This window comes from Chryseobacterium sp. RLHN22, from assembly GCF_051011795.1.
Lineage (GTDB): Bacteria > Bacteroidota > Bacteroidia > Flavobacteriales > Weeksellaceae > Chryseobacterium > Chryseobacterium zhengzhouense.
In genome coordinates this window covers 20576-43025 of sequence record NZ_JBPCHW010000011.1, presented here as the reverse complement: position 1 = coordinate 43025, position 22450 = coordinate 20576, and the positions used below count along the sequence as shown (strand labels likewise).

Here is a 22450-nt window from a genome sequence, read left to right as displayed (position 1 = left end):
TAATTCTTATCTAGAATAATTTCCTTATTAATATCGCCCCAAAAAACTTCTTTTTCTTTCCCACTCTGCGTATTCAAGATGGTGATCGATTTTATCATTTATATGACGTTTAATAGGAAGTAGAGAAATACCTAGAGATGATTTGCCTATAATAGATAATATATTTCTCCATTCGGCAGCGTTAATGTCCCAAAAACTGACATCACCTCTTACTACGGTTCCTCCATTACCTATCCAGTAAATCTGTTCAAATAACTTTACATCTTGTGTAAAGGTTAGAAATAATAAGATAATTTGCTCAAATAATTCTTTGAATGAATGTCTGACAATATTAATCAACAGGTTCATACGGTCGGGATTTTCATAGTTATCAATACAATACTTTCTCAAAAAAGTAGCAGCTCTTTCACGATACAGAATATCTATATTCTCAAAAAACACATTGCAATCATGTGTTCCAACTGCAATAAGATAACTTTCTTTAGAAGCGAAATGGTCTAAGGTCTTAGATAATGAGGACTCAATATATTTAATCTGCCAAATAAGCTTTAATTTTTTATTGTTTCCTGAATTCTTGTTATCAGTATCTTTATAAAAGTAGTCAGTGTAATCGGCAAGAAAGCTTGTGTCTTTTTGCAGTATGTTCAAAAATATTTTACCATTATAATCATAAAGCCTATGAATTTTACTTTGCTGAATAAATAGCTTTTTAACTAATTCTAAATCATTATTTAGTAACTCTAGACTTTCTTCAAGAAAGTCTGTTTGAACTATAATTTCGATGTTTTCTAACTCGTTTCTGTCTGTTATAATGTTAATGAGTTTATGGAAAATTGTAGAGTCTATTCTCAAAAATTTGTGCAAGTATTCAAAGTAGATATAAGTTCTTTCATTTATCTTTCCAATACTATTAATAAGTTTTTTAATGTATGAATTGTTAATCAATGAATCATCTAAGTAATAGAAGTAAGATACTTCCCAAGATGCTTGATGTTGATATTTCTCGTCGGTAATTATATTCCAAAGGGAAACGCTCTCATTTTCATTTTTAAGATTATTTTGAAAAATCTTTATTGTTATGTAATTTACTGAGTTATCGTCTTTAATAACTTCCTTTAAAACAGCGAGGCCGATTTCTTTATTATACTTGTAGTTTTCATCAATCACAAAATCCAAAGAATTATTATATTCGTAGTCATTCGCTGCCTGATTTTTTAAATATTTGAAAGTATTATAAAACTTAGTTACTTCTGCTACATTACAAAACACAAATGAAGATCGAATTTCTTTTTCTTTTAATCGATCATATTCGCGATAATCTTCGTAATCATATCTTTCTTTGTCTCTAATTCTGTCCCAGTCTAATTTTAGATATGCTTTGTAAATATCATTTGTGTATTTATTCAATAGTCTACTGAATGCATCGTTCTTGATTTTATTTTTTTTCCATAATCTGATTTGATTTTGAACATACCTACAATCCAGAATAAATTAAGAGTATGTGTTTTTACCGGACCTGTACTTTCATCTGCCAATCCATACTTTGTGACACCAATAAACGGTGAGCACATTCAAATTCCAGTTGTCTTTTGGAAAGTAGTGATTTTTCAAAAAGCAGATGGAGAACTTCATCGTGTTGGGTTTATGATGAGTCAAAGAAAATTGTTACAAAATGCTGGTATTATTGAAGAATTGGAAGCTGTAACAGCCGATGAGGAGATTTTTATGCAATTTGACGATGCGGAAACGTATCAGGTTAATCTATCTCTTATAGAAGAGCTGACAGGTTTAAAGATGCCTTTAACGATAGACTCCTATACTGATAAGCGAAATACAAAATTGGTTCTAAAGGAAATAGATATTGATCCGGATCTAGAAAGCGATTCTATTGAATACCAGCTGGGTTTTGCAATCGAAAATCTAAATCTTTGACAAAGTTTTTTAAAATAATTGGAAACTTGATTTTAATGAATAAGATCTCAGCAGATAGAACTTGTTATCTTCTAATGTGTCTTTAATAAATCCCCTCAAAGAATGAAATAGAACCGTTTATATCATCTCTTATCTCAACATTTTAATATACAGAAGTGATCTTTTTATTGTAAAACTTGTAAGTATTCAAGATCAGCTAATTTGGTCAAATCCTCAATAAAAGTGTTCGAGAACTGTACGTTTGGGGTCACAAATGCCATTTAAAGCCAAACAGCGCTTGATAATAATAAGTTATCAGGCGTTTACTTTTTTAATTCATACATCTCTTCATTCAAAATTTTAAAAAATCGTCAAAAATATCAACACTTCAGTAGTTGATATAATGTGAATGTATCTTCAGTTCTAATTTGATTTTAAAAAAAAATCTTTAATTCTTTCAATATGATGTAAATCATGTTATTTGTAATTATTTGATTATCAAATTAATGATTTGTATTATTTAAAACTTATTGCTTTAGAATAATTTTAAATAAGATGTTTTTATCTTATTTAAGGATGTATTACTGTATCTTTGTTAAAGAAAAAATAAGTCGTCATCGATTATTAATAAGGTTTTTACTTAAAATTCTTAGCTATGTTCAGCATTTTTACTAACATCAACAAAAAAGCATTTATCAATGCAATAATAGCAACGTTTGTAGTAATTGCAATTACCATATTAGGTTCGGTCAATTTGCAAAATTTCGATGCTGCGCTAATTATTTATTTCTTCGGAACTATCAGTATGACGTTTGGTGTGGTTTATCACCATTCTGTTTGGAAGCAGCGTCCTGCGACACAGAAATATTGGAAACGTACCTGGGAATTCATTTTTAGCAAAGATTATCCGGTGTATATGAAAGAGGTCATTCGGCTTTCTGTTCGTAATATTTTATTCCAAAAATTTATTGTACCGAGAGGAAGGATGCGCTGGCTTGGACATTTTCTTTTAGCTACCGGATGTTTAATTTCTTTTGGAGTTACTTTCGGGCTTACATTTGGTTGGCTGCACTTTACGCTTAAACCTGGAACTATTGATATCTACGAAACACATATGATGGGAGTAACGGTGATGACTTTTCCATTAGATACCTTTATTGCAGTTTTCTTTTTCCACATTTTGGTCTGGACTGCGATTATGGTTATCGTAGGTTGTTTGATAATGATGCATAGAAGATTTATTGATGAAGGTTTAATAGCAACACAATGGTTTGAAAGAGATTGGCTTCCGTTGATTTTACTCGTTGCAGTTTCAGTTACAGGATTAGGAATTTGGTTTGATTATACTTATCTCGAAGGTAAAATGAGCCAGTTTATGGCAATTATTCACGCAATTACTGTTGCGATGTTTCTGATGTGGATTCCTTTCGGAAAATTCTTTCACATTTTTCAAAGACCTGCACAAGTGGGTGCAAACATCTATAAAATAGAAGGAAGACGTCGCGGAATGCAGATTTGTCCGCATACAGGAGATGAATATACTACTTCAATGCACATAGAAGATTTAAAAGAAATCACCCAAGAAATAGGTTTCAATCTAGAAAATGAAGAAGGAAAAAGTTATCTAGATTACAGCCCCGAAGGAAAAAGAGCAATGCTTGCAAAAGCGCATCTTAAAGCAAGACAAGAATCAGGAACTTATTTTGGTTAAAATAAAATAGAAATGGCAAAATTACCCGTAACAGCCGACGAAATCATTAATGTATTCGGACCCCACAAGCATTACCCAAACAAGGGAACAGTGAGATCAAATCCTCAAAATCCCGATGCTTTGGTGAAAACACACTGCTGTTTTTGTGGTTTACAATGTGGAATTCAATTAAAAGTGAAAGACAAAAAAGTTGTAGGTTTCGAACCATGGAATGATTTCCCTTTTAATGAAGGAAGACTGTGCCCAAAAGGTGTGCAACGATATATGCAGGATAACCATCCGGATCGTTTACTTTCACCATACAAAAGGGTAGAAGATAAAGGTTTTGTTCCGATTGAGTGGGACGAAGCATATGATGTTGTCATCAAAGAAATCAGAAGAATTCAGGAAAAATATGGTAAAAATTCTTTCGCAATGTTGTCCGGTGTTTCTCTTACGAATGAGAAAAGTTATATGGTCGGGAAATTTGCCAGAGTTGCCCTGAAAACCGCAAATCTCGATTATAACGGTCGTCTTTGTATGGTAAGTGCAGGTGCGGGAAATAAAAAAGCATTCGGGATTGATCGATCATCCAACAGTTGGGCAGACTTGGCGCATGCCGAAGTCATCATCATTACCGGAGCTAATGTGAGCGAATGTTTTCCTGTTTTAACACATAAAATTTGGGAAGCAAGAGACAATGGAGCCAAACTCATTGTCATTGATCCGCGTCAGATCCCAATTGCGAGAACTGCCGATATTCATTTGCCGTTAAGACCGGGAACAGATTCTGCTTTAACGAATACAATGTTGAAAGTTTTAATTGATAACAATTGGCTGGATAACGATTTCATTAATAATTATACTTCAGGATTTGAAGAAACTGCGGAAGCTGTACAAGAGTGTACTTTGGAATGGGGCGAAGAAGTAACCGGAATTCCGAAAGAATTGATTTTTAAAGCGGCAGAAATGTGGGGGAAAGCAAAAACCAGTTTCCTGATGCATGCTCGTGGAATAGAACATCATTCTAAGGGTGTTCAGAATGTTTCAAGCTGTATTAATTTGGTGTTAGCAACCGGAAGAATAGGAAAGCCTTATTGTGGTTACGGAACAATTACCGGACAAGGAAACGGACAAGGTGGACGAGAACACGGACACAAATGCGACCAACTTCCCGGAAACAGAGATATCGAAAATCCTGAACACCGAAAATTTGTGGCCAATGTCTGGGGAATCAAAGAAGAAGATATGCCAGGAAAGGGTTTAAGTGCTTACGAAATTATCGAAGCAATCAACCGAGGCGAAATCAAAGGTTTGTTGTCGATTTGTTTCAATCCCTTAGTTTCATTGCCAAATAATAGCAACGTTCGTGCAGCCTTAGAAAAACTGGAATTTTATGCCGGAATTGATTTCTTTTTGTCCGAAACTTTACGTCACGCCAACATTATTCTCGCAGGTTCTTTACAGGAAGAGGAAGAAGGAACTACAACTTCTGCGGAAGGTCGTGTTATCAGAATCAGAGCAGTTGTAGACCCACCCGGAAAAGCAAAACGGGATAGCGAGATCTTAATGGAATTAGCCAGAAGATTAGGTGAAGGCGATAAATTCAATTATAAAAACAGTGAAGAAACTTTTAATGAATTAAGAGTTGCATCCAGAGGAAGCGCCGCAGATTATTACGGCATTACCTACGAAAGAGTAGAAAAAAATCTCGGGATTTTCTGGCCTTGTCCAACCGAAAATCACTCCGGAACACCAAGGCTTTGGGAAGATAAGGTTTTCAATACCAATGATAAAAAGGCACATTTCAACCCAACTCCTTACAAAAAACCAACCGAAGAGCCGGACGAAGAATATCCGATTGTGTTGACAACAGGAAGAGTGGTAAGTCAGTATTTAAGCGGTTCTCAAACAAGAAGAATCGGGAAGTTGGTTGACCTTTATCCTGAACCTTTATTGGAAATTCATCCAAAATTGGCAGCAAAATACGGTATCGAAGAAAATGATTTAATTAAAGTTTCTACAAGACGCGGAAGTGCATTATTTCCTGCAAACGTCGTGGAGACCATTAGACAAGATACTGTTTTCATTCCTTATCATTGGGGTGGTGTAAACTCAGCAAATCAATTAACCATTGATGCTTTAGATCCGGTTTCAAAAATTCCTGAATTTAAAGTTTGCGCTTGTAAAGTTGAAAAAACCGGAAGAAAAAAAGGCGAACATTCAGAAGAGTTTGCCAACCAAAGTAGAGATATTCAATATTAAATTTTAAAAAATTATGGCGGAACAATTTGAAAAATTTAATGACATGGAGTTTTTTGTGGATATGCAACGATGTATCGGCTGTCACTCATGTGAGATGGCGTGTGCAGAATGTGAAACTAACGGAGAAACCTCGATGATTCATATTCATTATGTAGACAGAGCAGAAACAATTCAAACCACGGTTCAGGTCTGTATGCACTGCGAAGATCCTATTTGCGCCAATGTTTGTCCGGCAGACGCAATTACAAAAGACGAGTACGGAATCGTGCACACTGCAGATACTTCAAAATGCATCGGTTGTGCGAATTGCGTGATTGGATGCCCGTTCGGAGTTCCGCAAATTCCTGATGAAAGTGCGATGTTGATGATGAAATGCAATATGTGTTACGACAGAACAAGTGTGGGACTGAAACCAATGTGTGCAACCGTTTGTCCGAGTGGCGCGTTAACTTTCGATACAAGAGATAATGTTGGGAAAAAAAGGCCAAACAGTACTCCGGTCAACCGTTTTATTTTTGGAAAAGAAATAGTGAATACCAAAGTGAATATTATGATGCCAAAAGGCAGCGAAGAATTAAAAGTTTTTTAAACCTACAACAATGTCAGAAGATAATAAAAAAATCCCCGCCTGGAAAGCTGATTTTCCTATAAAAAAACGAGAAGCAGCCTATGTGTCTCGCAAAGAATTTATTAAACTAATCACCTTTTTTTCAGGTACTTTAGCATTGGCGAACGTGGCGGTTCCGGTGTTTAATCATTTTAGAAAAGAAGAAACTATTGGTGAATATTTTGTAGGATTAACCACTGATTTGGAAGTCGGAGGAATGCGAACTTTCTACATCAATGAGAATCATAGGGTTCCCTATATGCTCATTCGTCTCGCAGAAGATAAATGGAAAGTTTTTGAGCAGAAATGTACTCATTTATCGTGTTCTGTTTTGTACAATCATCAAGAAAAAATAATAGAATGTCCTTGTCACCACGGTTTTTTCAATCCAGACGATGGTTCTGTGATTCAAGGTCCGCCGCCAAGACCGCTTCCACAATTAACGGTTGTGATAAAAGAAGATAAAATTTACGTGACAGATTTCGCTAAAGAAACTAAAGAAACTCACGGTCACGGTTAGAACGATAATTATTTGGGCAACTATTCCGTCTTCCGCTCCCAATCTTTTTGCCAAGGCTTTTCCCAACGCAAAAAAAAGATTTCCGCTCAAGCCGGGTTGCAACAATTCACTGTTGAAAATTACAGAGAAATCAAGTAAAAATCGATGTAAACGGACTTTTACCCGTTTTTGAAGACTATAATAAACACTGGTTTTAGACAAAAAATAAGTTTGGCCTAAAGCCCATCGTAATTGAAATAAAATTATTAAAACTGAAAAGAAATGTCTGTACGAAAGAAACCTATAAAAAAAGTAACCTTCCGCGTCAACGAAATGTTGGTTGCCATCATTAGTATTTACATTTTGCTGGTCAGTTTACAGATGTGGCTTTTGTTTGGAACTATCAATAAAGCGTTAGACAAAGAGCATATTGATTTTGCTTGGTATTCGGCAATTGGCTCAGTGGTTATTTTTATATGTACAATTTTCTTTCTGAGATATGTACCCGATATTCCGACAGGGCAAATCAAAAATTCAAAAACAGAAAACGATGACAAATTCTACTGATTTACTCGATTCTTTCGGGAGAAAACATGATTATCTCCGGCTTTCGATTACTGACAGCTGTAATTTTCGTTGCCTGTATTGTATGCCCGATGAGCCGTTCAAAAGTGCGCCTTCAATTGAGTTGATGAATAGTCAGGAAATTTATGAGCTTGCTAGAGTTTTCGTTCAAAAATTCAATATCAATAAAATCAGAATTACGGGTGGCGAACCTTTGGTAAGAAGTGATCTTGAAACAATTATTCGCCAGATGTCTACCTTAAATGCAAGGATTGGAATCACCACAAATGGCGTTTTGCTTCACAAATATTTTGATTTATTTGAAGAATGTGGCGTGAAAAATCTTAACATCAGTATCGATTCTCTCGACCGCGAAAAATTCAAATACATCACGAAAAGAGATTTGTTTCAAACGGTTTGGGACAATATCAAAGAAAGTATTAAAAGAGGATTTAATGTAAAATTGAATGTTGTCATGATGCGAGGTTTCAATGAAGACGAAATTCCAGAATTCATCGCACTTTCGCATCATTATCCGATAGAGTTGAGGTTTATAGAATTTATGCCTTTTACCGGAAATTCCTGGGAGAAAAATAAAGTGATTCCGATTTCGGAAATGCTGAGTTTAGTTTCCAAACACTTCACTTATGAAAAAGTAAAAGACCATAAAAATGATACTTCCAGAAAATATAGGATCAACTCAGAAAGCAAAGGGGTTTTCGGATTGATTTCTACAATGAGCAACTCATTTTGCGCAGGTTGTAACCGAATTCGTATCACATCTGACGGGAAAATGAAAAACTGTCTTTTCGGAGCTGATGAATTTGATTTGCTGAAATCTTTAAGAAATAATGAAGATCTAAAACAACTCATCCAATTCGGAATCCTCAAAAAACACAAGGAAAAGGGTGGACAGTTTTCTAAAATGGAAAATATACAGAACAATGAAATTGTCAATAGAAGTATGATAAAAATAGGAGGTTGATTTTTATTTGGCCACCGATAGGATAAAAAAAACATAACGGCAGGTTTTACTATAAACTAACAAAAAATTTTATTATATGAAACAATTAATGCTATGCGCTCTGGCTATAGCGGGGCTGGCTTATGGCCAAACACCAGCAATTGAGTGGCAGAAATTTTATGGCGGAACGAAAGATGATGACGTAATCAGTATTAGGCAGACTTCGGATGGAGGATATATATTTATAGGAGATTCTGATTCTAATAACGGTGATTTAACATCCAATAATGGGAAAAAAGATTTTTGGGTTGTAAAGAGCAATCCCTTAGGAGCTATACAGTGGCAAAGATCACTCGGAGGAAGTCAGGACGAAGAAGCACATTCAATCAGACAAACGGCTGATGGAGGATACATTATTGCCGGTGAAACAAATTCAAATGACGGAGATGTCACAGGAAATCACGGAGGGACAGATGCCTGGATTGTAAAGTTGAATCAAAATGGAGATTTGGTCTGGCAAAAAACGTATGGAGGATCCAATAGCGATTCCGCCAATTTTATTGAACCTACTGGAGATGGAGGGTACATTGTTGCAGGGGACTCGAATTCTAACAATGGAGATTTAACTCAAAATAAAGGAAGTTATGATGCATGGGTTTTTAAAATTTCTTCAGACGGAACTTTAGAATGGCAGAAAAATTACGGAGGAACGGCATATGAAGGAGCAGAATATATTCAAAATACTTCAGATGGAGGATATATCGTAGCAGTTACAACTACCTCAAACAATGGTGATTTGACTTCTAATCATGGTGATTTTGATTATTGGTTTATCAAGCTTAATTCAGCTGGAAATATAGAATGGCAAAAAACTTATGGGGGTACAGGTATGGATCAGCCCTATGCAATATATCAGACATTAGATGGTGGTTATATCGCATCAGGAAGATCAAATACACCGAATAATGGTGATGTTACGGGTAATCACGGACAATTTGATTATTAAAGTAAGTAATACAGGAGATTTGATCTGGCAAAAATCTTTGGGTGGAACAAATTCCGATTATGGGCGTTTTCACAACCTACTTTAGATGGAGGATACATCGTTGCAGGTTATTCTAACTCAAATAACGGAAATGTAAGCGGAAATAATGGTGGATTTGATTGTTGGATTGCAAAGCTGAATGAAACAGGAACCATTGAATGGCAAAAATCACTGGGAGGAATGGGTTATGACTGGGGGAGACGTTTAACGGAAACAGAAGATGGAGGTTTTGTAATTGCTTTAGGTTCAAAGTCGACGAATATTTCCGCAGGAACACACCACGGAAATAACGATGTCCTACTCATCAAATTAGAAGGAAATGGTTCATTGTCAACGTCAGAAACAAGCTTGAAAAAAGATTCAACTGTGGCTCCAAATCCTTCAAACGGTTACTTTACGATTAATCATCTTTTTAATAACAGCAGCTTAGAAGTTTACTCATTAACAGGAAAACTTATACAAAAAGTTAAAAATATATCTGGAAAATCTTATTCAATTGATATTTCTAATCAGCCGACCGGAGCATACATTATTAGAATTGATAATTTAATTACACTAAAACTGATTAAAAAATAAAGTTCTTACCGGATAATTAATCTATAAGCCAATACAAACTTCAAAAAGCATAATGCTTTTCAGAAATAAAATCTTTAAACAATTACCAATGAAAAAATTAACAAAGCTAATCGCTGTTGCGATGATTGCAATCACAACACTGCAATGCAAAAAATCTGAAACTGTTGTAACCGAAAATCAACCACGAACCTCACAAAATAGTTCTGAAAAAGAAAATCACAAACACGACGAAAAAGATGACTTAAAATACATTTCAAAAGAAGTAAAAGTGACTGGAGATGTTGTAAATCAATTGACATTAACAGTCGATTCTTTAAAAAAAATGAATGTGAAAGAACTGAATGACATGAAAATCGTTTGTCAATCTGGGATTACGAAAGACGACATTAAAACAACAAAAGGAGTTCTTCTGACAGATATTTTAGAGAAAGCAAAAATCGCACAACAGGAGCATAAAGACCGAAATTTTTACATTGTTGCAAGAGCATCGGATGATTACAAAGCGACATTTTCCTGGGCAGAGTTATTCAATAGTCCGACAGGTGAAAAGGTGTACGTATTATTTGAACAAAACGGTCAGCCTCTTAAAGAAAAAGGAGAAATGATTGTGGTAAGTCTTAACGATACCAAAACCGGCCCACGACACGTAAAGTGGCTGAAAAACATTGAAGTAAACCGAGTGAAATAGGAGAGATTAATAAGAAACAATTTTATACCTCCAATTTTTAAACTTTCAAAAACATCTGCAAAATGAAATATTTCATCCCTGTTTCCGATGCTAAAAGAATAATCGAAACACAAATTTATCGTACAGAGAAAATAACAGTTTCACTATTAGAAGCTCAAGGTTTTTATACCTCAGAACCTATTTGGGCAACTTTAGATGTTCCTTCTTTTGATAACTCTGCGATGGATGGTTACGGATTTCGATTTGAAGATTTAGCAGATGTTTCAGAATTAAAAGTTAAACATATCATTCCTGCCGGAGTATCAAAAAATAGTTTTGAGCTTGCTCGGGGAGAGGCTGTACGTATTTTCACAGGTGCAAAAATTCCTGAAGGTGTTGATACCGTAATTATGCAGGAAAAAACGATAAGGATTGAAGACCAAATTCAATTTAATTGTAATGAAATTTTAAAAGGAGAAAACATCCGTTTGAAAGGTTCTCAAACTCAAGTAGGAACAAAAATAATAGATGAAAATACATTTGTCAATCACGCGGTTATAGGTTTTTTAGCAGGATTTGGAATTGACAGAATTGATGTTTACAGAAAATTAAAAATAGGACTACTCTATACAGGAGATGAATTGGTGGAAATAGGGAAACCTCTTCTGGATGGGGAAATCTACAATTCTAATACGTACACGCTTCAATCAGCTTTGGCTGAAATTAATCATCAGTTGTCATTCATCGATCATGTCGAAGATACGGAAGAAGCTACTTTTTCTGCCATAAAAAATGGTTTTGAAATGGTGGATGTTTTACTAATTACAGGGGGAATTTCTGTAGGAGATTATGATTATGTGAAACCTGCTTTAGAAAAATCAGGCGTTTCAGAATTATTCTATAAAATCAAGCAAAAGCCAGGAAAACCTCTGTATTTCGGTAAGTTAAACAAGAAAATTGTTTTTGCATTGCCCGGTAACCCGGCTTCTGTTTTTTCCTGCTATCATCAATATGTAAAACCCTTTTTACTAGGTTGTTTCGGGCGGAAAGATTTTAATGAAGAACAAGATTTTGCCATTTCAGAATCTTTTGTAAAGAAAAAAAGCAAAGACCAGACGCAGTTTTTGAAAGCCTTCTATTCTAAAGGTCGTGTGCAAATTCTCAACGCACAAGAATCTTATAAAATGGATTCTGTTGCACAGACCAATTGTCTGGTAGAGTTTCCTGAAAATGCAACTGAAATTAATATAGGAGAGAAAGTTACAATATGGAAAGTCTGAAAATCAAAGGCAGAATATGGATTGAAACCGAATCCGGATTAAAGATTGGAATTGGAAGAGCCCGGCTTTTACAGCAAATCAATGATTTGGGTTCTATCACAGAAGCGGCAAAAGTTTTAAAATTCCTTACCGAAAAGCGTGGGGAATTGTAAAAGATATTAATTCCAATTCTTCCAAAGAAATCGTCATTAAGGAAGTGGGCGGAAAAACAGGTGGGAAAAGTTCACTTACAGATTATGGGAAACTGATAGTGGAAAAGTTCAAAACAGCAGAAGAATGTTTTATCAAATTTTCTCAGGATGAAATCTAAAATCAAAATGAAAGCAGTCATTTTAGCAGGAGGCAAAAGCTCCAGAATGGGACAAGACAAGGCCTCGATGGTGTTGGGTGAAAAATATGTAATACAGCATATTATTGATAATTTATCTTCTGTTTTTGAAGAGGTTTTTATATCAGGAAATCATACAGATTATCCAAATTCGAAGGGTATTATTACAGATATTACAATACAAAAAGGTCCGATGGGGGGTATTCACTCCGCCTTAGAATTCTGCCGGGAAGATATTTTTGTCTGCAGTTGCGATATGCCCTTCGTTTCTTCAGGTTTAATTCAAGATTTTCTTCAAAAAAAGGTTGAAAATAAAATTAATGTGGTGCGTCATGGCGAAAAAATATATCCGGTTTTGGGTATTTATCCTCTGGCGGTACTCGGTACTCTAGAAGAAACAATTAAAAATGAAAATCTCAGAATGACCAGCTTCCTTCAGCAACAAAACGCTCATTATATTGATTATGATGATGGTTTTGAAACTCAACTTTTAAATATAAATACGCCGGAAAACTTCCGTGCTGCAGAAATTATAATCAATAAAAATTTATAAAAATGAAAAAGAACTATGTAGTGGCAGGAGCAATTCTGCTTTCAGTAAATATGTTCGCACAAGAACAACCAAAAGTAGATTCCTTAAAGAATTATTATGAAATTCAGGAAGTGAATATCTTTGGAAAAGATAAAAATGAAGGTCCTATTCACAAGGTGGATGTACAATTAATTCAAGATTTTAATAAAACGAACGTCGTAGATGCGGTCAATCTTTTGCCCGGAGTTAGCATTACACAAATGGGTGCAAGAAATGAAGGAAGTATTTTAGTAAGAGGGTTCAATTCACTCAGAACACCTGTTTTTTTTGATGGTATTCCTATTTATACACCTTATGACGGTAATTTTGACTTAAGCAGATTTACAACTTTTGATATTCATAGTATTTCTGTAGAAAAAAGTTTGGTTTCAGTACAGTATGGACCCAATACGATGGGTGGAGCAGTGAATATCGTATCCAGAAACCTGTAAAAGCTTTAGATATCGATGGGCAGTCAGGCGTTGGTTTTGCAGACGGAACGGGAGTGAATTCTTATTTTACGGCACTCAACATCGGAACAAGACAAGATAAATATTATATCATGGGTTCTGCTTCTTTATTGAAAGTTGATAATTATCTGATTTCAAGAAAATTTGACGGAACACCGTTGCAGCCTTCATTACAAAGAGTGAATTCCGAATCTATGGATGTCAGGCTCAGTGCAAAATTCGGTTATACGCCAAACAAAACGGACGAATATTCATTCAGCATCATTTCCCAAAATGCAGATAAAGACATTGCTCCCAATGCATTGAAAGCAGGAAACAGCAACTGGAGAAATTACCCGACGTACGATAAGAGAAGCATGTATTTGAAAACAAGAACTTTGGTTGCCAATAAAACCTTTTTGAATTTTACCGGATATTATGATACCTATTACAATAAAATGAAGCAATATGATGACGATCAGTATACTTTGCTCAACAAAAATTCTTCATTTTCAAGCGTCTATGACGATTATTCATTAGGTGGAATTTTAAATTTAACGACCGAAGCGATTAAAAATAATGTTATTACACTTTCTGTTAATAATAAGTTTGATTCTCATAAAGAACATAACGAGGAAATTTTAGCCAATACCTCTACCGGACAAAAATTTAAAGAAGGTGAACCTGAGCAAAATTATAGGGATAATACTTTTTATGTTGGTGTGGAGGATGTCGTGACAATTAATTCATTGATAAAAGCCGTAGTGGGAGCTTCTTACAATTCAAGAAATAATATCAAGGCTCAGGAATACGGAACTCACTTTGAAACAGGAGAAAAAAATGTACTGTATGATTTTCCAAAAGGTTCAGATCACGCTTTCGATTACAAAGGAGGAATTATTGTGGAACCTGTAAAGAATCATTTAATCACACTTTCAGCTTCCAAAAGATCAAGATTTGCCTCTCAGAAAGAAAGATATTCAAGCCGATTCGGAAGTCAGGTTCCCAATCCGGATTTGAAATCAGAATACACCTGGGCTTATGATATCACCTATTCTGCAAAGTTGGGAAACAAATTCAACTATGAAGTTTCAGGTTTCATCAATAATGTGAAAGATGCCATTTTTGCCAGAACAGTCGGCGCTTTAGACAACGGAAACCCCGTCAGTCAAAATGTGAATATCGGCAAAGCCGTTTTCCAGGGTTATGAACTGGCATTCGGATATATGCCGATTAAAAATATGACTTTAGGAGCTAACTACAGCTATATTGATATGAAAGATAAAACGGAAGGTAGTAACGAAAAATTTACCGACGTTCCGAATCATAAATTAATGGCTTATACTAAATTGGAAGTACCAAAATTACGCTCTACACTTAATGTAAATATGGAATTTTATGGAAAAAGATACACAACAAGTACAGGAGATCAGGCACCCGAATTTACGTTGGTTAATGCTAAATTATCGGTAGACATTGTGAAAGGAGTCAACTTTGATTTTGGTGTCAGAAATTTATTGGACAGAGATTATTATTTGTCTTATGGCTATCCTAAAGAAGGAAGATCTTTTATAACTGCATTGCGATATCATTTTTAAAATTTAAATTAATGAAACTTAAAATATTTGGAAAACTCACGGATATCTTTACAACGGATGAATATAATTTTTCTTTAGAAAACATAAAATCCATTGCTGAACTGAAATTGATGCTTGAAAAAGAATTCCCCAAACTAAAAGAAACGACTTATTTGGTCGCCGTTAACGGAACTAAAGCAGAAAATACTCAAGCAATCTCTAATGTATCTGAAATAGCTTTATTGCCTCCATATTCAGGTGGTTAAAATTTAAACATAATGAATTTAAATCGATACAACAGGCAGATTATATTACCGGATTTCGGAGTTTCTGCACAGGAAAAAATCGCCCATTCATCTGTATTGGTGGTCGGCGCAGGTGGATTGGGATGCCCGGTTCTCCACATATTGGTGTCTACGGGCGTTGGGGTAGTAGGTATAGTAGATTTTGATACAATAGAATTAGAAAACCTTCATCGCCAGTCTTTGTACAGAGAGCAAGATGTAGGATTACCCAAAGTTATTACCGCGGTAGAACATCTAAGTAAAATTAATTCTGAAATTGAGATTATTGCATTTCAGGAAATGATAACGGGTAAAAATGTTTTGTCGATGATCCATAATTTTGATGTAGTGGTAGATTGCACAGACAATTTTGCAACAAGATATTTGTTGAATGACGCTTGCTATCTGATGAAAAAACCTTTGGTCTATGCCTCTATTTTTCAGAATGAAGGTCAGGTTTCGGTTTTTAATGTGGAAAAGGAAAATCAAATCACCAATTATCGGGATCTTTTCCCGGTTCCACCCAATCAGAATGAAGTTCCGAACTGTAATGAAGCCGGAGTTTTGCCTGCGCATTCGGCGGTTATCGGTACTTTTCAGGCAAATGAAGTTATCAAATTATTGATTGACTCTCCCGAAACTCTGATTCACCAATTATTGGTTTTCAACACGAAGAATTATGAGTCAATGAAAATCAATTTTAAGGAAAGTACGGAAAAATCAGGACCGAAAACGATTCAAGAATTTCTGAACTTTAATTATAATGAATTTTGTAACAGTTTTGATAATTGCATAAAATCACATCAGGAATTGATATCGTTTTTAAATCAAAACAACAGTATTTTGATAGATGTTAGGGAAAGCGATGAACAACCTAAAATTGCATTAGCAAAGACTTTAGAAATTCCGTTAAGTTCACTGGAACAAAATCTGAACAAACTAAATTGTTACACATCCATCTGTTTTGTCTGTGCTTCAGGAGCTCGAAGCCAAAAAGCATTAAAACTGTTAAAAAGTCACTTTCCTGATAAAGAAATAAAGCATCTTAAATCAGGGATAAAATCAATTCAACAATGAAAAAATTAAAAAATATTTTTATCGAAGGCCCTATAAATCCTGCTTTTGTTGCGGAAAGCATCACTAAGCATACAGTAAAAACTGCTATTGGAGGACATAGTATTTTTCTCGGTCAGATCCGTGAAGATTTAATTGACGATAAAAAAGTAGAAGCAATTGATTTCACCACATATCATGAAATGGCCTTAGAAAAAGCTGGAGAAATTCGCGAAGATATCATTACAAAATATGAATTGACTTGCGCACATATTTACCATTCTCTGGGCAAAATCAAAGTTGGCGAAATATGTCTTTTCGTCTTCACTTCAGCCCCACATCGCAAGGAAGCCATTCGTGCCTGCGATGAAATGGTTGATAGGATCAAGAAAGAAGTTCCTTTATGGGGGAAAGAAATATGGGAAGATAATACTCACACTTGGAAAGAAAATAAATAATTAAAAATAAAATGGTTAATATTACTCACAAAAATAGTACTCTCAGAAAAGCTTTAGCCGAAGCTGTACTGAGCGTTAGTTCACAAGATACAATTGATGCAATAGTTAACAACAAAGTTCCTAAAGGCAATGTTTTTGAAATGTCAAAAACAGCAGGATTATTTGCAGCAAAAAAAACAAGTGACATGATTCCTGATTGTCATCCGCTTCCGATAGAATATACTTCCATACAGTTTGAAATTAGAGATCTTGATATTTATATTACTTCAGAGATTCACACGATTTATAAAACGGGTTTGGAAGTAGAGGCAATGCACTCGGCATCCGTTGTAGCGCTTACAATGTACGATATGCTGAAGCCAATCGATAAAAACATTGAAATCAGAAATATCAGACTCATTGAGAAAAAGGGCGGAAAATCTGATATCAAAGATTCGGGAGAAGGTATCGATGCTTCTGTAATTGTTTGTTCCGACAGTATTTTTGCAGGAAAAAAAGAAGATAAAGCAGGGAAAGCAATTATTTCATCTTTAGAAAAGAATAATGTAAAGACAAATGATTATGTAATTATTCCTGATGAAGTTTTAGAAATTCAAAATAAAATAAAGTCTGATATTGAAAATGGGATTGACCTAATAATGATTACAGGCGGAACCGGACTTTCAAAAAGAGACGTTACACCAGAAGCAGTTCGTCCGCTTTTAGACAGAGAAATTCCCGGAATTGCCGAAGCAATCAGAAGCTACGGGCAATTGCGAACTCCTTATTCTATGCTTTCCAGAAGTCTTGCCGGAATGATTGGCGATACGTTGATTATTGCACTTCCCGGCTCTACAAAAGGTGCGGAAGAATCTATGGATGCCATCTTCCCTGGAATTTTACATATCTATAAAATTTTGAACGGAGGAAAACATTAAAGTAAACTGATATTTATCAGAATAATAAAATACTAAAAAGTCTTTTATTTGGAATTCAAACCTTAAATTTGTCATTATCTAAATAGTAAAAAAGGAAAGTCAAAGGTTTTTCTTTAAAATTAAAAGATAAAAAGATATTAATATTTTATTTAAAATTTAAAAATGGTCAAAGAACAATTTAAAGCAGGTCATCCCGTTCATACCTATTTGGTTGAAGAGGTGTTAATCATCACTCTGTTGGAAGAGTTAATTAATACAAATCCGAACGAAGAGTTTCAGAAATTTTATAACCTTTTCAATCATTTAGCAACTGTAGAAAGAAGGTTTGAGCGAAAAGAAAATCAGTTGTTTCCCTTTTTAGAACAAAAGGGCTGGACAGGGCCTTCAAGAAATATGTGGTCTTTTCATGATACGATTCGGGATATTTTCAGAATAATCAGAAAAAATATTGACGATAAAGATTTAGATTCTGCTAAACAAAATATAGAATATGCGGGTCAGAATCTGAAAAACCTGATGGAAGTTGAAAAAAGAGTACTGTTCCCCAATGCGATGGATATTCTCTCAGATGAGGAATGGATAAAAATGCGTGAAGGTGAAAACGAAATAGGCTGGATGCTGAATGAATCACCTGCAAAATATCCTGATGAAGTACAATATGTTTATCCCTCCGAAGATACGACTTTGAGAACAGAGGTTGTTTTTGATGAAAATGCATCACATTTTGATGAAGGATATATGACGGTAGAGCAGGTAAATCTGTTGTTCAGAACTTTGCCATTAGATCTAACGTATGTAGATGAAAACGATCGTGTAATTTTCTATAACCGTGGAGAAGAGCGTGTTTTTCCCAGAAGTGCTGGTATTATAGGAAGGGAAGTTCGTTTTTGCCATCCTCCGAAAAGTGTTGATACGGTACTGAAAATTTTAGAAGCTTTCAGAAAAGGTGAACAAAATGAAGCTTCGTTTTGGTTTAATTACCGAGATAAACTGATTTATGTTAGATATTTTGCAGTCCGTGATTCGGAAAAAAATTATCGTGGCGTAATTGAGATGTCGCAGGATATTTCTGAGACAAAAAAAATTGAAGGGGAGCGAAGACTTTTGGAATGGGAATGATAATTATCATTTAAAATAAAATACTAAATTGTCTTTTATTTCAAAATAGATTTTTATCTTTGTATTATAAAAATAGCAAATGTTTTCTAAAACCTGTGAATACGCCATTCGAGCTTTGATATTTATCGCACAGAAGTCTAAGGACGGAAGTAGGGTGGGGATTAAAGATATTTCATCAGGGATAGATTCTCCGGAATATTTTATTGCTAAAATATTACAGGATCTCAGCAGAAAGGGCTTTGTACAATCAGCAAAAGGACCCAACGGAGGTTTTTACATGGAAGGAAAAGATCTTGAACAGTCTGTAGCTGATATCGTGAGAGAAATAGATGGAGATAAACTCTTTTCGGGTTGTGGTCTCGGTCTTAAAGAATGTTCGGAAGATCATCCTTGTCCTATTCATAATGATTTTAAGCATATTCGCCAGAAAATAAAAGATATGCTGGAAAATTCTAAAATCGAAATGTTTGTTAAAAATCTAGATTTGAAATTGACTTTTCTAAAAAAATAAACTTAAATAATTAAAAAGATAATAATTTTGAATATAAAAACTATCAAATAATAAAATACTTTAAGGTATTTATATATTATTTAAATTTAATTATTTTAAAACATGAGAATCTTTGTAAATCTATACAAAATGAGAAAATCACTCTTAGTAACAGCTGTTTTGTCTGCATTCATTAGTTTGAATTCCTGCAAACAAAACGAATCTGCTTCATCTGAAAACAAGCAAGATGCAGAACAGATCAAAACTGACGGAACTACCGAAGAATACAAGTTTACAGTAGCACCTAATGTTCCCTTACCCATTGGTAACCGTGCTGCAAAAAAAGTTATCGTCAGACTTGAAACCATTGAAAAAGTGGGCGAACTTGCAGATGGAACGCAATATAATTTTTGGACGTTCAACGGAACAGTTCCCGGAAGTTTCATCAGAGCAAGAGTGGGAGATGACATTGAACTTCATCTTAAAAATAACGAAAATTCAACCTTTCCTCACAATATAGATTTACATGCGGTAAACGGCCCCGGAGGTGGAGCAGAAGCAACTTTTGTTGCGCCAGGAAAAGAAGCCGTGTTTACTTTTAAAGCAACCAATCCGGGGTTATACGTTTACCATTGTGCAACTGCACCTGTAGGAATGCATATTGCCAACGGAATGTATGGTTTGATTTTAATTGAACCGGAAGGTGGACTGCCAAAAGTGGACAAAGAATTCTACATTATGCAGGGTGATTTCTATACCAAAGGTAAATTTGGAGACAAAGGTCTTCAGGAATTTGATATGGATAAAGCTATTGCCGAACATCCTGATTATATTGTATTCAATGGTAATACAGGTGCCCTGTTAGGTGCAAATGAGCTTCAGGCCAAGGTAGGTGAAACCGTAAGATTCTATGTTGGAAATGGTGGACCAAATATGACATCATCATTCCATGTTATTGGTGAAATTTTCGATAAAGTATACATAGAAGGTGGAAGTAAAATTAATGAGAATGTACAAACAACGGTAATTCCTCCGGGCGGAGCTTCAATCGTAGAGTTTAAAGCGACAGTTCCCGGTGAGTATGTGATTGTGGATCATGCGATTTTCAGAGCCTTTAATAAAGGTGCTTTAGGTAAAATTAAAATCACCGGAGCTGAAAATCCTGCGGTTTACAAAAAAAACTAAAATTACTTAAGGTTACATTGAGGATCTAAAATATAGAAATAATGAGAATTGTGGTGAGTATGTTTTTTGCAATTGCCGTAACCCTGTTTTCTTGTTCCAGACATTCTAATATGCAAGAAAAATCTCCGGATGTTCATAGCCATTTAAAATATGTCTCCAACTCAAAAAAAATGGTAAGAATTGACGGAGGTGTCTATGAAGCTTTTATAGGTAAAGATTCAGGAAGAACTGTAAAAGTAGAAACCTTTTATCTGGACGACAGCCCGGTTACCAATGCAGACTATCTCAGATTTCTTAAAGCAAATCCTCAATGGACCAAAAGTAAAGTAAAACGTCTTTATGCAGACAGCTCATATCTTCAACATTGGAAAAGTGATTACGAAATACCCGAAAATGTAAGTCCGGATGCACCAGTTACAAATGTTTCCTGGTACGCAGCTAAAGAGTATGCAAGAAGTGTTGGTAAAAGATTACCTACAATTGACGAATGGGAATTTACAGCATTGGCAGATCGTAATTCAAAAAATGCTTCTAAGAAACCTGAGTTTACGGACTATATTTTAAAATCATATCAGAAAAAGAATAAAAATAAGCAAGTTATCAAACAAGATTTACCTAATTATTATGGTGTTTATGATATGTATGGAATGGTTTGGGAATGGACATTTGATTTTAATTCTGTAATGATGAGCGGAGAATCCCGCAAGGATAATACGACAAACGAATCTCTTTTCTGTGCAGGTGCTGCCATCACTTCTAGTGATCTTAGAAATTATGCCGGATTCGTGAGATATGCACTCAGAGGGAGCCTTAAAGCTGATTATTGTCTTAATAACTTAGGATTCAGATGTGCAAAAAATTTAAATAAATAAAAAATGAAACGGTTACTATATCTTTTGTTTGCATTTTCAATTTTGTCGTGCAGCAAAAAAGAAGAGATTATAAGTCCCGACTCGATTTACAACGTGGGGTCAGTATGGGAAAAACAGGATGGAAGTAAAATTTCCTTTATAGATCTTAAAGGGAAAGTAATTGTAACGACAATGATTTTTACCTCATGTAAAACTGCTTGTCCGAGGCTGACTGCGGAAATGAAAAAAATAGCAAAAGAAGTTGGAAAAGTAGATCCTGATAATATCGAATATTTATTGATTTCTATTGACCCTAAAACAGATACTCCTGAAGTTATGAAGGCTTATCTAAAAACCCATCAGCTTGATGAAAAAGAATGGATGTTTATCCGCAGCAACGAAAACGATACAAGGGAAATTGCCAATATTATTGCCGTGAAGTATAAAGAGATTTCTCCTATTGAATTTTCGCACTCCAATATTATTAGTGTGTATTCAAAAAAAGGTACACTGGCTTACCAGAAAGAAGGCCTCGATAACAATATTCAACGCACTGCAAAAGAAATTAAAAAGCAACTAGAGTTATAAATTATAAAAAAATTGAAAAATGAAAAAGGTAGTATTAGGTGCAGTTTTATCAGCACTCACAATGATCTCATGCTCAGATAAAAAGCCAACAGAAACAGCGGTAGAATCTAATGTAATGCTTGAAGAGCCTAAGACAATAGATTCTGCAGCAATGGCATCTAAATCTGAAACATTAACACCCGAAGCCGAAGGAAAAGAGTTGTTAGAAGGAATGGATTGTCTGTCATGTCATAAAGTAGACGCTAAATTGGTTGGTCCATCATATCAGGATGTTGCAGCAAAATATACAGAAGCTGATATTGATATGCTTGCGCAGAAAATCATTGATGGCGGAAAAGGAAACTGGGGAGATATCCCAATGACACCTCACTCAGGAATGAGTAAAGAAAATGCTCAGAAGATGGTAAAATATATTCTTTCTTTAAAAAAATAGATAAATATTTATATAATATTTGGAAGTTAAAACAGCTGAACCTGTTTTGATCTCACTTTTCTCTCTGGCATTACGAATC

Annotated in this window: 26 protein-coding genes; 25 read left to right on the top strand and 1 reads right to left on the bottom strand. The window is 34.9% G+C overall.

The window, feature by feature from the left end:
- Positions 1–27: 27 nt before the first annotated feature.
- Entirely contained in the window at positions 28–1407 is a 1380-nt protein-coding gene (locus ACR1PN_RS12280; RefSeq protein ID WP_433980265.1) for a hypothetical protein, read from the bottom strand.
- A gap of 57 nt (positions 1408–1464) precedes the next feature.
- Between ACR1PN_RS12280 and ACR1PN_RS12275 the strand changes: the two genes are divergently transcribed.
- The 25 genes from ACR1PN_RS12275 to ACR1PN_RS12155 all read left to right on the top strand — a co-directional run bounded on the left by ACR1PN_RS12275 (position 1465) and on the right by ACR1PN_RS12155 (position 22371).
- On the top strand, positions 1465–1932 hold the full coding sequence (locus ACR1PN_RS12275) for a DNA/RNA non-specific endonuclease (RefSeq protein WP_433980264.1): 468 nt from the start codon (positions 1465–1467) through the stop codon (positions 1930–1932).
- Positions 1933–2566: 634 nt separating this feature from the next.
- A complete protein-coding gene (locus tag ACR1PN_RS12270; RefSeq protein WP_072408784.1) occupies positions 2567–3622 on the top strand; it encodes an MFS transporter in 1056 nt (351 codons plus the stop codon).
- A 12-nt stretch (positions 3623–3634) separates the two neighbouring features.
- Positions 3635–5866, top strand: a complete 2232-nt coding sequence (locus ACR1PN_RS12265; RefSeq protein ID WP_433980263.1) for a molybdopterin oxidoreductase family protein — start codon at positions 3635–3637, stop codon at positions 5864–5866.
- Between the two features lie 13 nt (positions 5867–5879).
- Positions 5880–6455 (top strand): 4Fe-4S dicluster domain-containing protein, encoded by a 576-nt coding sequence (locus tag ACR1PN_RS12260; protein ID WP_433980262.1) that lies wholly within the window; start codon positions 5880–5882, stop codon positions 6453–6455.
- Positions 6456–6465: 10 nt separating this feature from the next.
- On the top strand, positions 6466–6993 hold the full coding sequence (locus ACR1PN_RS12255) for a ubiquinol-cytochrome c reductase iron-sulfur subunit (protein WP_072408790.1): 528 nt from the start codon (positions 6466–6468) through the stop codon (positions 6991–6993).
- A gap of 261 nt (positions 6994–7254) precedes the next feature.
- Complete coding sequence (locus ACR1PN_RS12250) at positions 7255–7539, top strand: DUF6755 family protein (protein ID WP_433980261.1); 285 nt, start codon at positions 7255–7257, stop codon at positions 7537–7539.
- A complete protein-coding gene (gene moaA / locus ACR1PN_RS12245; protein ID WP_433980260.1) occupies positions 7523–8521 on the top strand; it encodes a GTP 3',8-cyclase MoaA in 999 nt (332 codons plus the stop codon). Before ACR1PN_RS12250 ends, moaA begins: the two co-directional genes overlap by 17 nt.
- A 76-nt stretch (positions 8522–8597) precedes the next feature.
- Positions 8598–9506: a hypothetical protein gene (locus ACR1PN_RS12240; protein ID WP_433980259.1), complete on the top strand. Its 909-nt coding sequence runs from the start codon at positions 8598–8600 to the stop codon at positions 9504–9506.
- A gap of 219 nt (positions 9507–9725) precedes the next feature.
- Positions 9726–10121 (top strand): T9SS type A sorting domain-containing protein, encoded by a 396-nt coding sequence (locus ACR1PN_RS12235; protein ID WP_433980258.1) that lies wholly within the window; start codon positions 9726–9728, stop codon positions 10119–10121.
- A gap of 88 nt (positions 10122–10209) precedes the next feature.
- Complete coding sequence (locus tag ACR1PN_RS12230) at positions 10210–10809, top strand: molybdopterin-dependent oxidoreductase (RefSeq protein WP_072408916.1); 600 nt, start codon at positions 10210–10212, stop codon at positions 10807–10809.
- Positions 10810–10871: 62 nt separating this feature from the next.
- Entirely contained in the window at positions 10872–12068 is a 1197-nt protein-coding gene (locus tag ACR1PN_RS12225) for a molybdopterin molybdotransferase MoeA (protein WP_433980257.1), read from the top strand.
- The gene (locus ACR1PN_RS12220) at positions 12056–12220 is read left to right on the top strand and encodes a hypothetical protein (protein ID WP_433980256.1); all 165 of its coding nucleotides are present in this window, start codon (positions 12056–12058) and stop codon (positions 12218–12220) included. Before ACR1PN_RS12225 ends, ACR1PN_RS12220 begins: the two co-directional genes overlap by 13 nt.
- A 147-nt stretch (positions 12221–12367) precedes the next feature.
- Positions 12368–12949 (top strand): molybdenum cofactor guanylyltransferase, encoded by a 582-nt coding sequence (mobA, locus tag ACR1PN_RS12215; RefSeq protein WP_433980255.1) that lies wholly within the window; start codon positions 12368–12370, stop codon positions 12947–12949.
- 2 nt (positions 12950–12951) lie between these two features.
- Positions 12952–13419: a TonB-dependent receptor gene (locus tag ACR1PN_RS12210; RefSeq protein ID WP_433980254.1), complete on the top strand. Its 468-nt coding sequence runs from the start codon at positions 12952–12954 to the stop codon at positions 13417–13419.
- 53 nt (positions 13420–13472) lie between these two features.
- Entirely contained in the window at positions 13473–15014 is a 1542-nt protein-coding gene (locus tag ACR1PN_RS12205) for a TonB-dependent receptor (protein WP_433980253.1), read from the top strand.
- 11 nt (positions 15015–15025) lie between these two features.
- Positions 15026–15259, top strand: a complete 234-nt coding sequence (locus ACR1PN_RS12200; RefSeq protein ID WP_072408803.1) for a MoaD/ThiS family protein — start codon at positions 15026–15028, stop codon at positions 15257–15259.
- Between the two features lie 12 nt (positions 15260–15271).
- A complete protein-coding gene (locus ACR1PN_RS12195) occupies positions 15272–16354 on the top strand; it encodes a ThiF family adenylyltransferase (protein WP_433980252.1) in 1083 nt (360 codons plus the stop codon).
- Positions 16351–16788, top strand: coding sequence for a molybdenum cofactor biosynthesis protein MoaE (locus ACR1PN_RS12190; protein WP_072408807.1), 438 nt, complete (start codon positions 16351–16353; stop codon positions 16786–16788). Before ACR1PN_RS12195 ends, ACR1PN_RS12190 begins: the two co-directional genes overlap by 4 nt.
- Before the next feature lie 11 nt (positions 16789–16799).
- Positions 16800–17705, top strand: coding sequence for a bifunctional molybdenum cofactor biosynthesis protein MoaC/MoaB (gene moaCB / locus ACR1PN_RS12185; RefSeq protein ID WP_433980251.1), 906 nt, complete (start codon positions 16800–16802; stop codon positions 17703–17705).
- A gap of 162 nt (positions 17706–17867) precedes the next feature.
- A complete protein-coding gene (locus ACR1PN_RS12180) occupies positions 17868–18824 on the top strand; it encodes a DUF438 domain-containing protein (RefSeq protein WP_433980250.1) in 957 nt (318 codons plus the stop codon).
- A gap of 79 nt (positions 18825–18903) precedes the next feature.
- Positions 18904–19335, top strand: coding sequence for an RrF2 family transcriptional regulator (locus ACR1PN_RS12175; protein ID WP_072408812.1), 432 nt, complete (start codon positions 18904–18906; stop codon positions 19333–19335).
- 129 nt (positions 19336–19464) lie between these two features.
- Positions 19465–20499 (top strand): copper-containing nitrite reductase, encoded by a 1035-nt coding sequence (gene nirK, locus ACR1PN_RS12170; protein WP_433980249.1) that lies wholly within the window; start codon positions 19465–19467, stop codon positions 20497–20499.
- A gap of 110 nt (positions 20500–20609) precedes the next feature.
- A complete protein-coding gene (locus ACR1PN_RS12165; protein WP_433980248.1) occupies positions 20610–21371 on the top strand; it encodes a formylglycine-generating enzyme family protein in 762 nt (253 codons plus the stop codon).
- A 3-nt stretch (positions 21372–21374) separates the two neighbouring features.
- Positions 21375–21938 carry an SCO family protein gene (locus ACR1PN_RS12160; protein WP_433980247.1) on the top strand — a complete coding sequence of 188 codons (564 nt, stop codon included), beginning with the start codon at positions 21375–21377 and terminating at the stop codon, positions 21936–21938.
- Between the two features lie 19 nt (positions 21939–21957).
- Positions 21958–22371, top strand: a complete 414-nt coding sequence (locus ACR1PN_RS12155) for a c-type cytochrome (protein WP_072408819.1) — start codon at positions 21958–21960, stop codon at positions 22369–22371.
- Positions 22372–22450 lie beyond the last annotated feature (79 nt).

What these genes read in the sequence shown, in the direction of transcription:
- ACR1PN_RS12270 (WP_072408784.1), top strand. Translation starts at nt 2,567, where the DNA reads ATGTTCAGCATTTTTACTAACATCAACAAAAAAGCATTTATCAATGCA.
- ACR1PN_RS12265 (WP_433980263.1), top strand. Translation starts at nt 3,635, where the DNA reads ATGGCAAAATTACCCGTAACAGCCGACGAAATCATTAATGTATTCGGA.
- ACR1PN_RS12260 (WP_433980262.1), top strand. Translation starts at nt 5,880, where the DNA reads ATGGCGGAACAATTTGAAAAATTTAATGACATGGAGTTTTTTGTGGAT.
- ACR1PN_RS12255 (WP_072408790.1), top strand. Translation starts at nt 6,466, where the DNA reads ATGTCAGAAGATAATAAAAAAATCCCCGCCTGGAAAGCTGATTTTCCT.
- ACR1PN_RS12250 (WP_433980261.1), top strand. Translation starts at nt 7,255, where the DNA reads ATGTCTGTACGAAAGAAACCTATAAAAAAAGTAACCTTCCGCGTCAAC.
- moaA (WP_433980260.1), top strand. Translation starts at nt 7,523, where the DNA reads ATGACAAATTCTACTGATTTACTCGATTCTTTCGGGAGAAAACATGAT.
- ACR1PN_RS12240 (WP_433980259.1), top strand. Translation starts at nt 8,598, where the DNA reads ATGAAACAATTAATGCTATGCGCTCTGGCTATAGCGGGGCTGGCTTAT.
- ACR1PN_RS12235 (WP_433980258.1), top strand. Translation starts at nt 9,726, where the DNA reads ATGGGTTATGACTGGGGGAGACGTTTAACGGAAACAGAAGATGGAGGT.
- ACR1PN_RS12230 (WP_072408916.1), top strand. Translation starts at nt 10,210, where the DNA reads ATGAAAAAATTAACAAAGCTAATCGCTGTTGCGATGATTGCAATCACA.
- ACR1PN_RS12225 (WP_433980257.1), top strand. Translation starts at nt 10,872, where the DNA reads ATGAAATATTTCATCCCTGTTTCCGATGCTAAAAGAATAATCGAAACA.
- ACR1PN_RS12220 (WP_433980256.1), top strand. Translation starts at nt 12,056, where the DNA reads ATGGAAAGTCTGAAAATCAAAGGCAGAATATGGATTGAAACCGAATCC.
- mobA (WP_433980255.1), top strand. Translation starts at nt 12,368, where the DNA reads ATGAAATCTAAAATCAAAATGAAAGCAGTCATTTTAGCAGGAGGCAAA.
- ACR1PN_RS12210 (WP_433980254.1), top strand. Translation starts at nt 12,952, where the DNA reads ATGAAAAAGAACTATGTAGTGGCAGGAGCAATTCTGCTTTCAGTAAAT.
- ACR1PN_RS12200 (WP_072408803.1), top strand. Translation starts at nt 15,026, where the DNA reads ATGAAACTTAAAATATTTGGAAAACTCACGGATATCTTTACAACGGAT.
- ACR1PN_RS12195 (WP_433980252.1), top strand. Translation starts at nt 15,272, where the DNA reads ATGAATTTAAATCGATACAACAGGCAGATTATATTACCGGATTTCGGA.
- ACR1PN_RS12190 (WP_072408807.1), top strand. Translation starts at nt 16,351, where the DNA reads ATGAAAAAATTAAAAAATATTTTTATCGAAGGCCCTATAAATCCTGCT.
- moaCB (WP_433980251.1), top strand. Translation starts at nt 16,800, where the DNA reads ATGGTTAATATTACTCACAAAAATAGTACTCTCAGAAAAGCTTTAGCC.
- ACR1PN_RS12180 (WP_433980250.1), top strand. Translation starts at nt 17,868, where the DNA reads ATGGTCAAAGAACAATTTAAAGCAGGTCATCCCGTTCATACCTATTTG.
- ACR1PN_RS12175 (WP_072408812.1), top strand. Translation starts at nt 18,904, where the DNA reads ATGTTTTCTAAAACCTGTGAATACGCCATTCGAGCTTTGATATTTATC.
- nirK (WP_433980249.1), top strand. Translation starts at nt 19,465, where the DNA reads ATGAGAAAATCACTCTTAGTAACAGCTGTTTTGTCTGCATTCATTAGT.
- ACR1PN_RS12165 (WP_433980248.1), top strand. Translation starts at nt 20,610, where the DNA reads ATGCAAGAAAAATCTCCGGATGTTCATAGCCATTTAAAATATGTCTCC.
- ACR1PN_RS12160 (WP_433980247.1), top strand. Translation starts at nt 21,375, where the DNA reads ATGAAACGGTTACTATATCTTTTGTTTGCATTTTCAATTTTGTCGTGC.
- ACR1PN_RS12155 (WP_072408819.1), top strand. Translation starts at nt 21,958, where the DNA reads ATGAAAAAGGTAGTATTAGGTGCAGTTTTATCAGCACTCACAATGATC.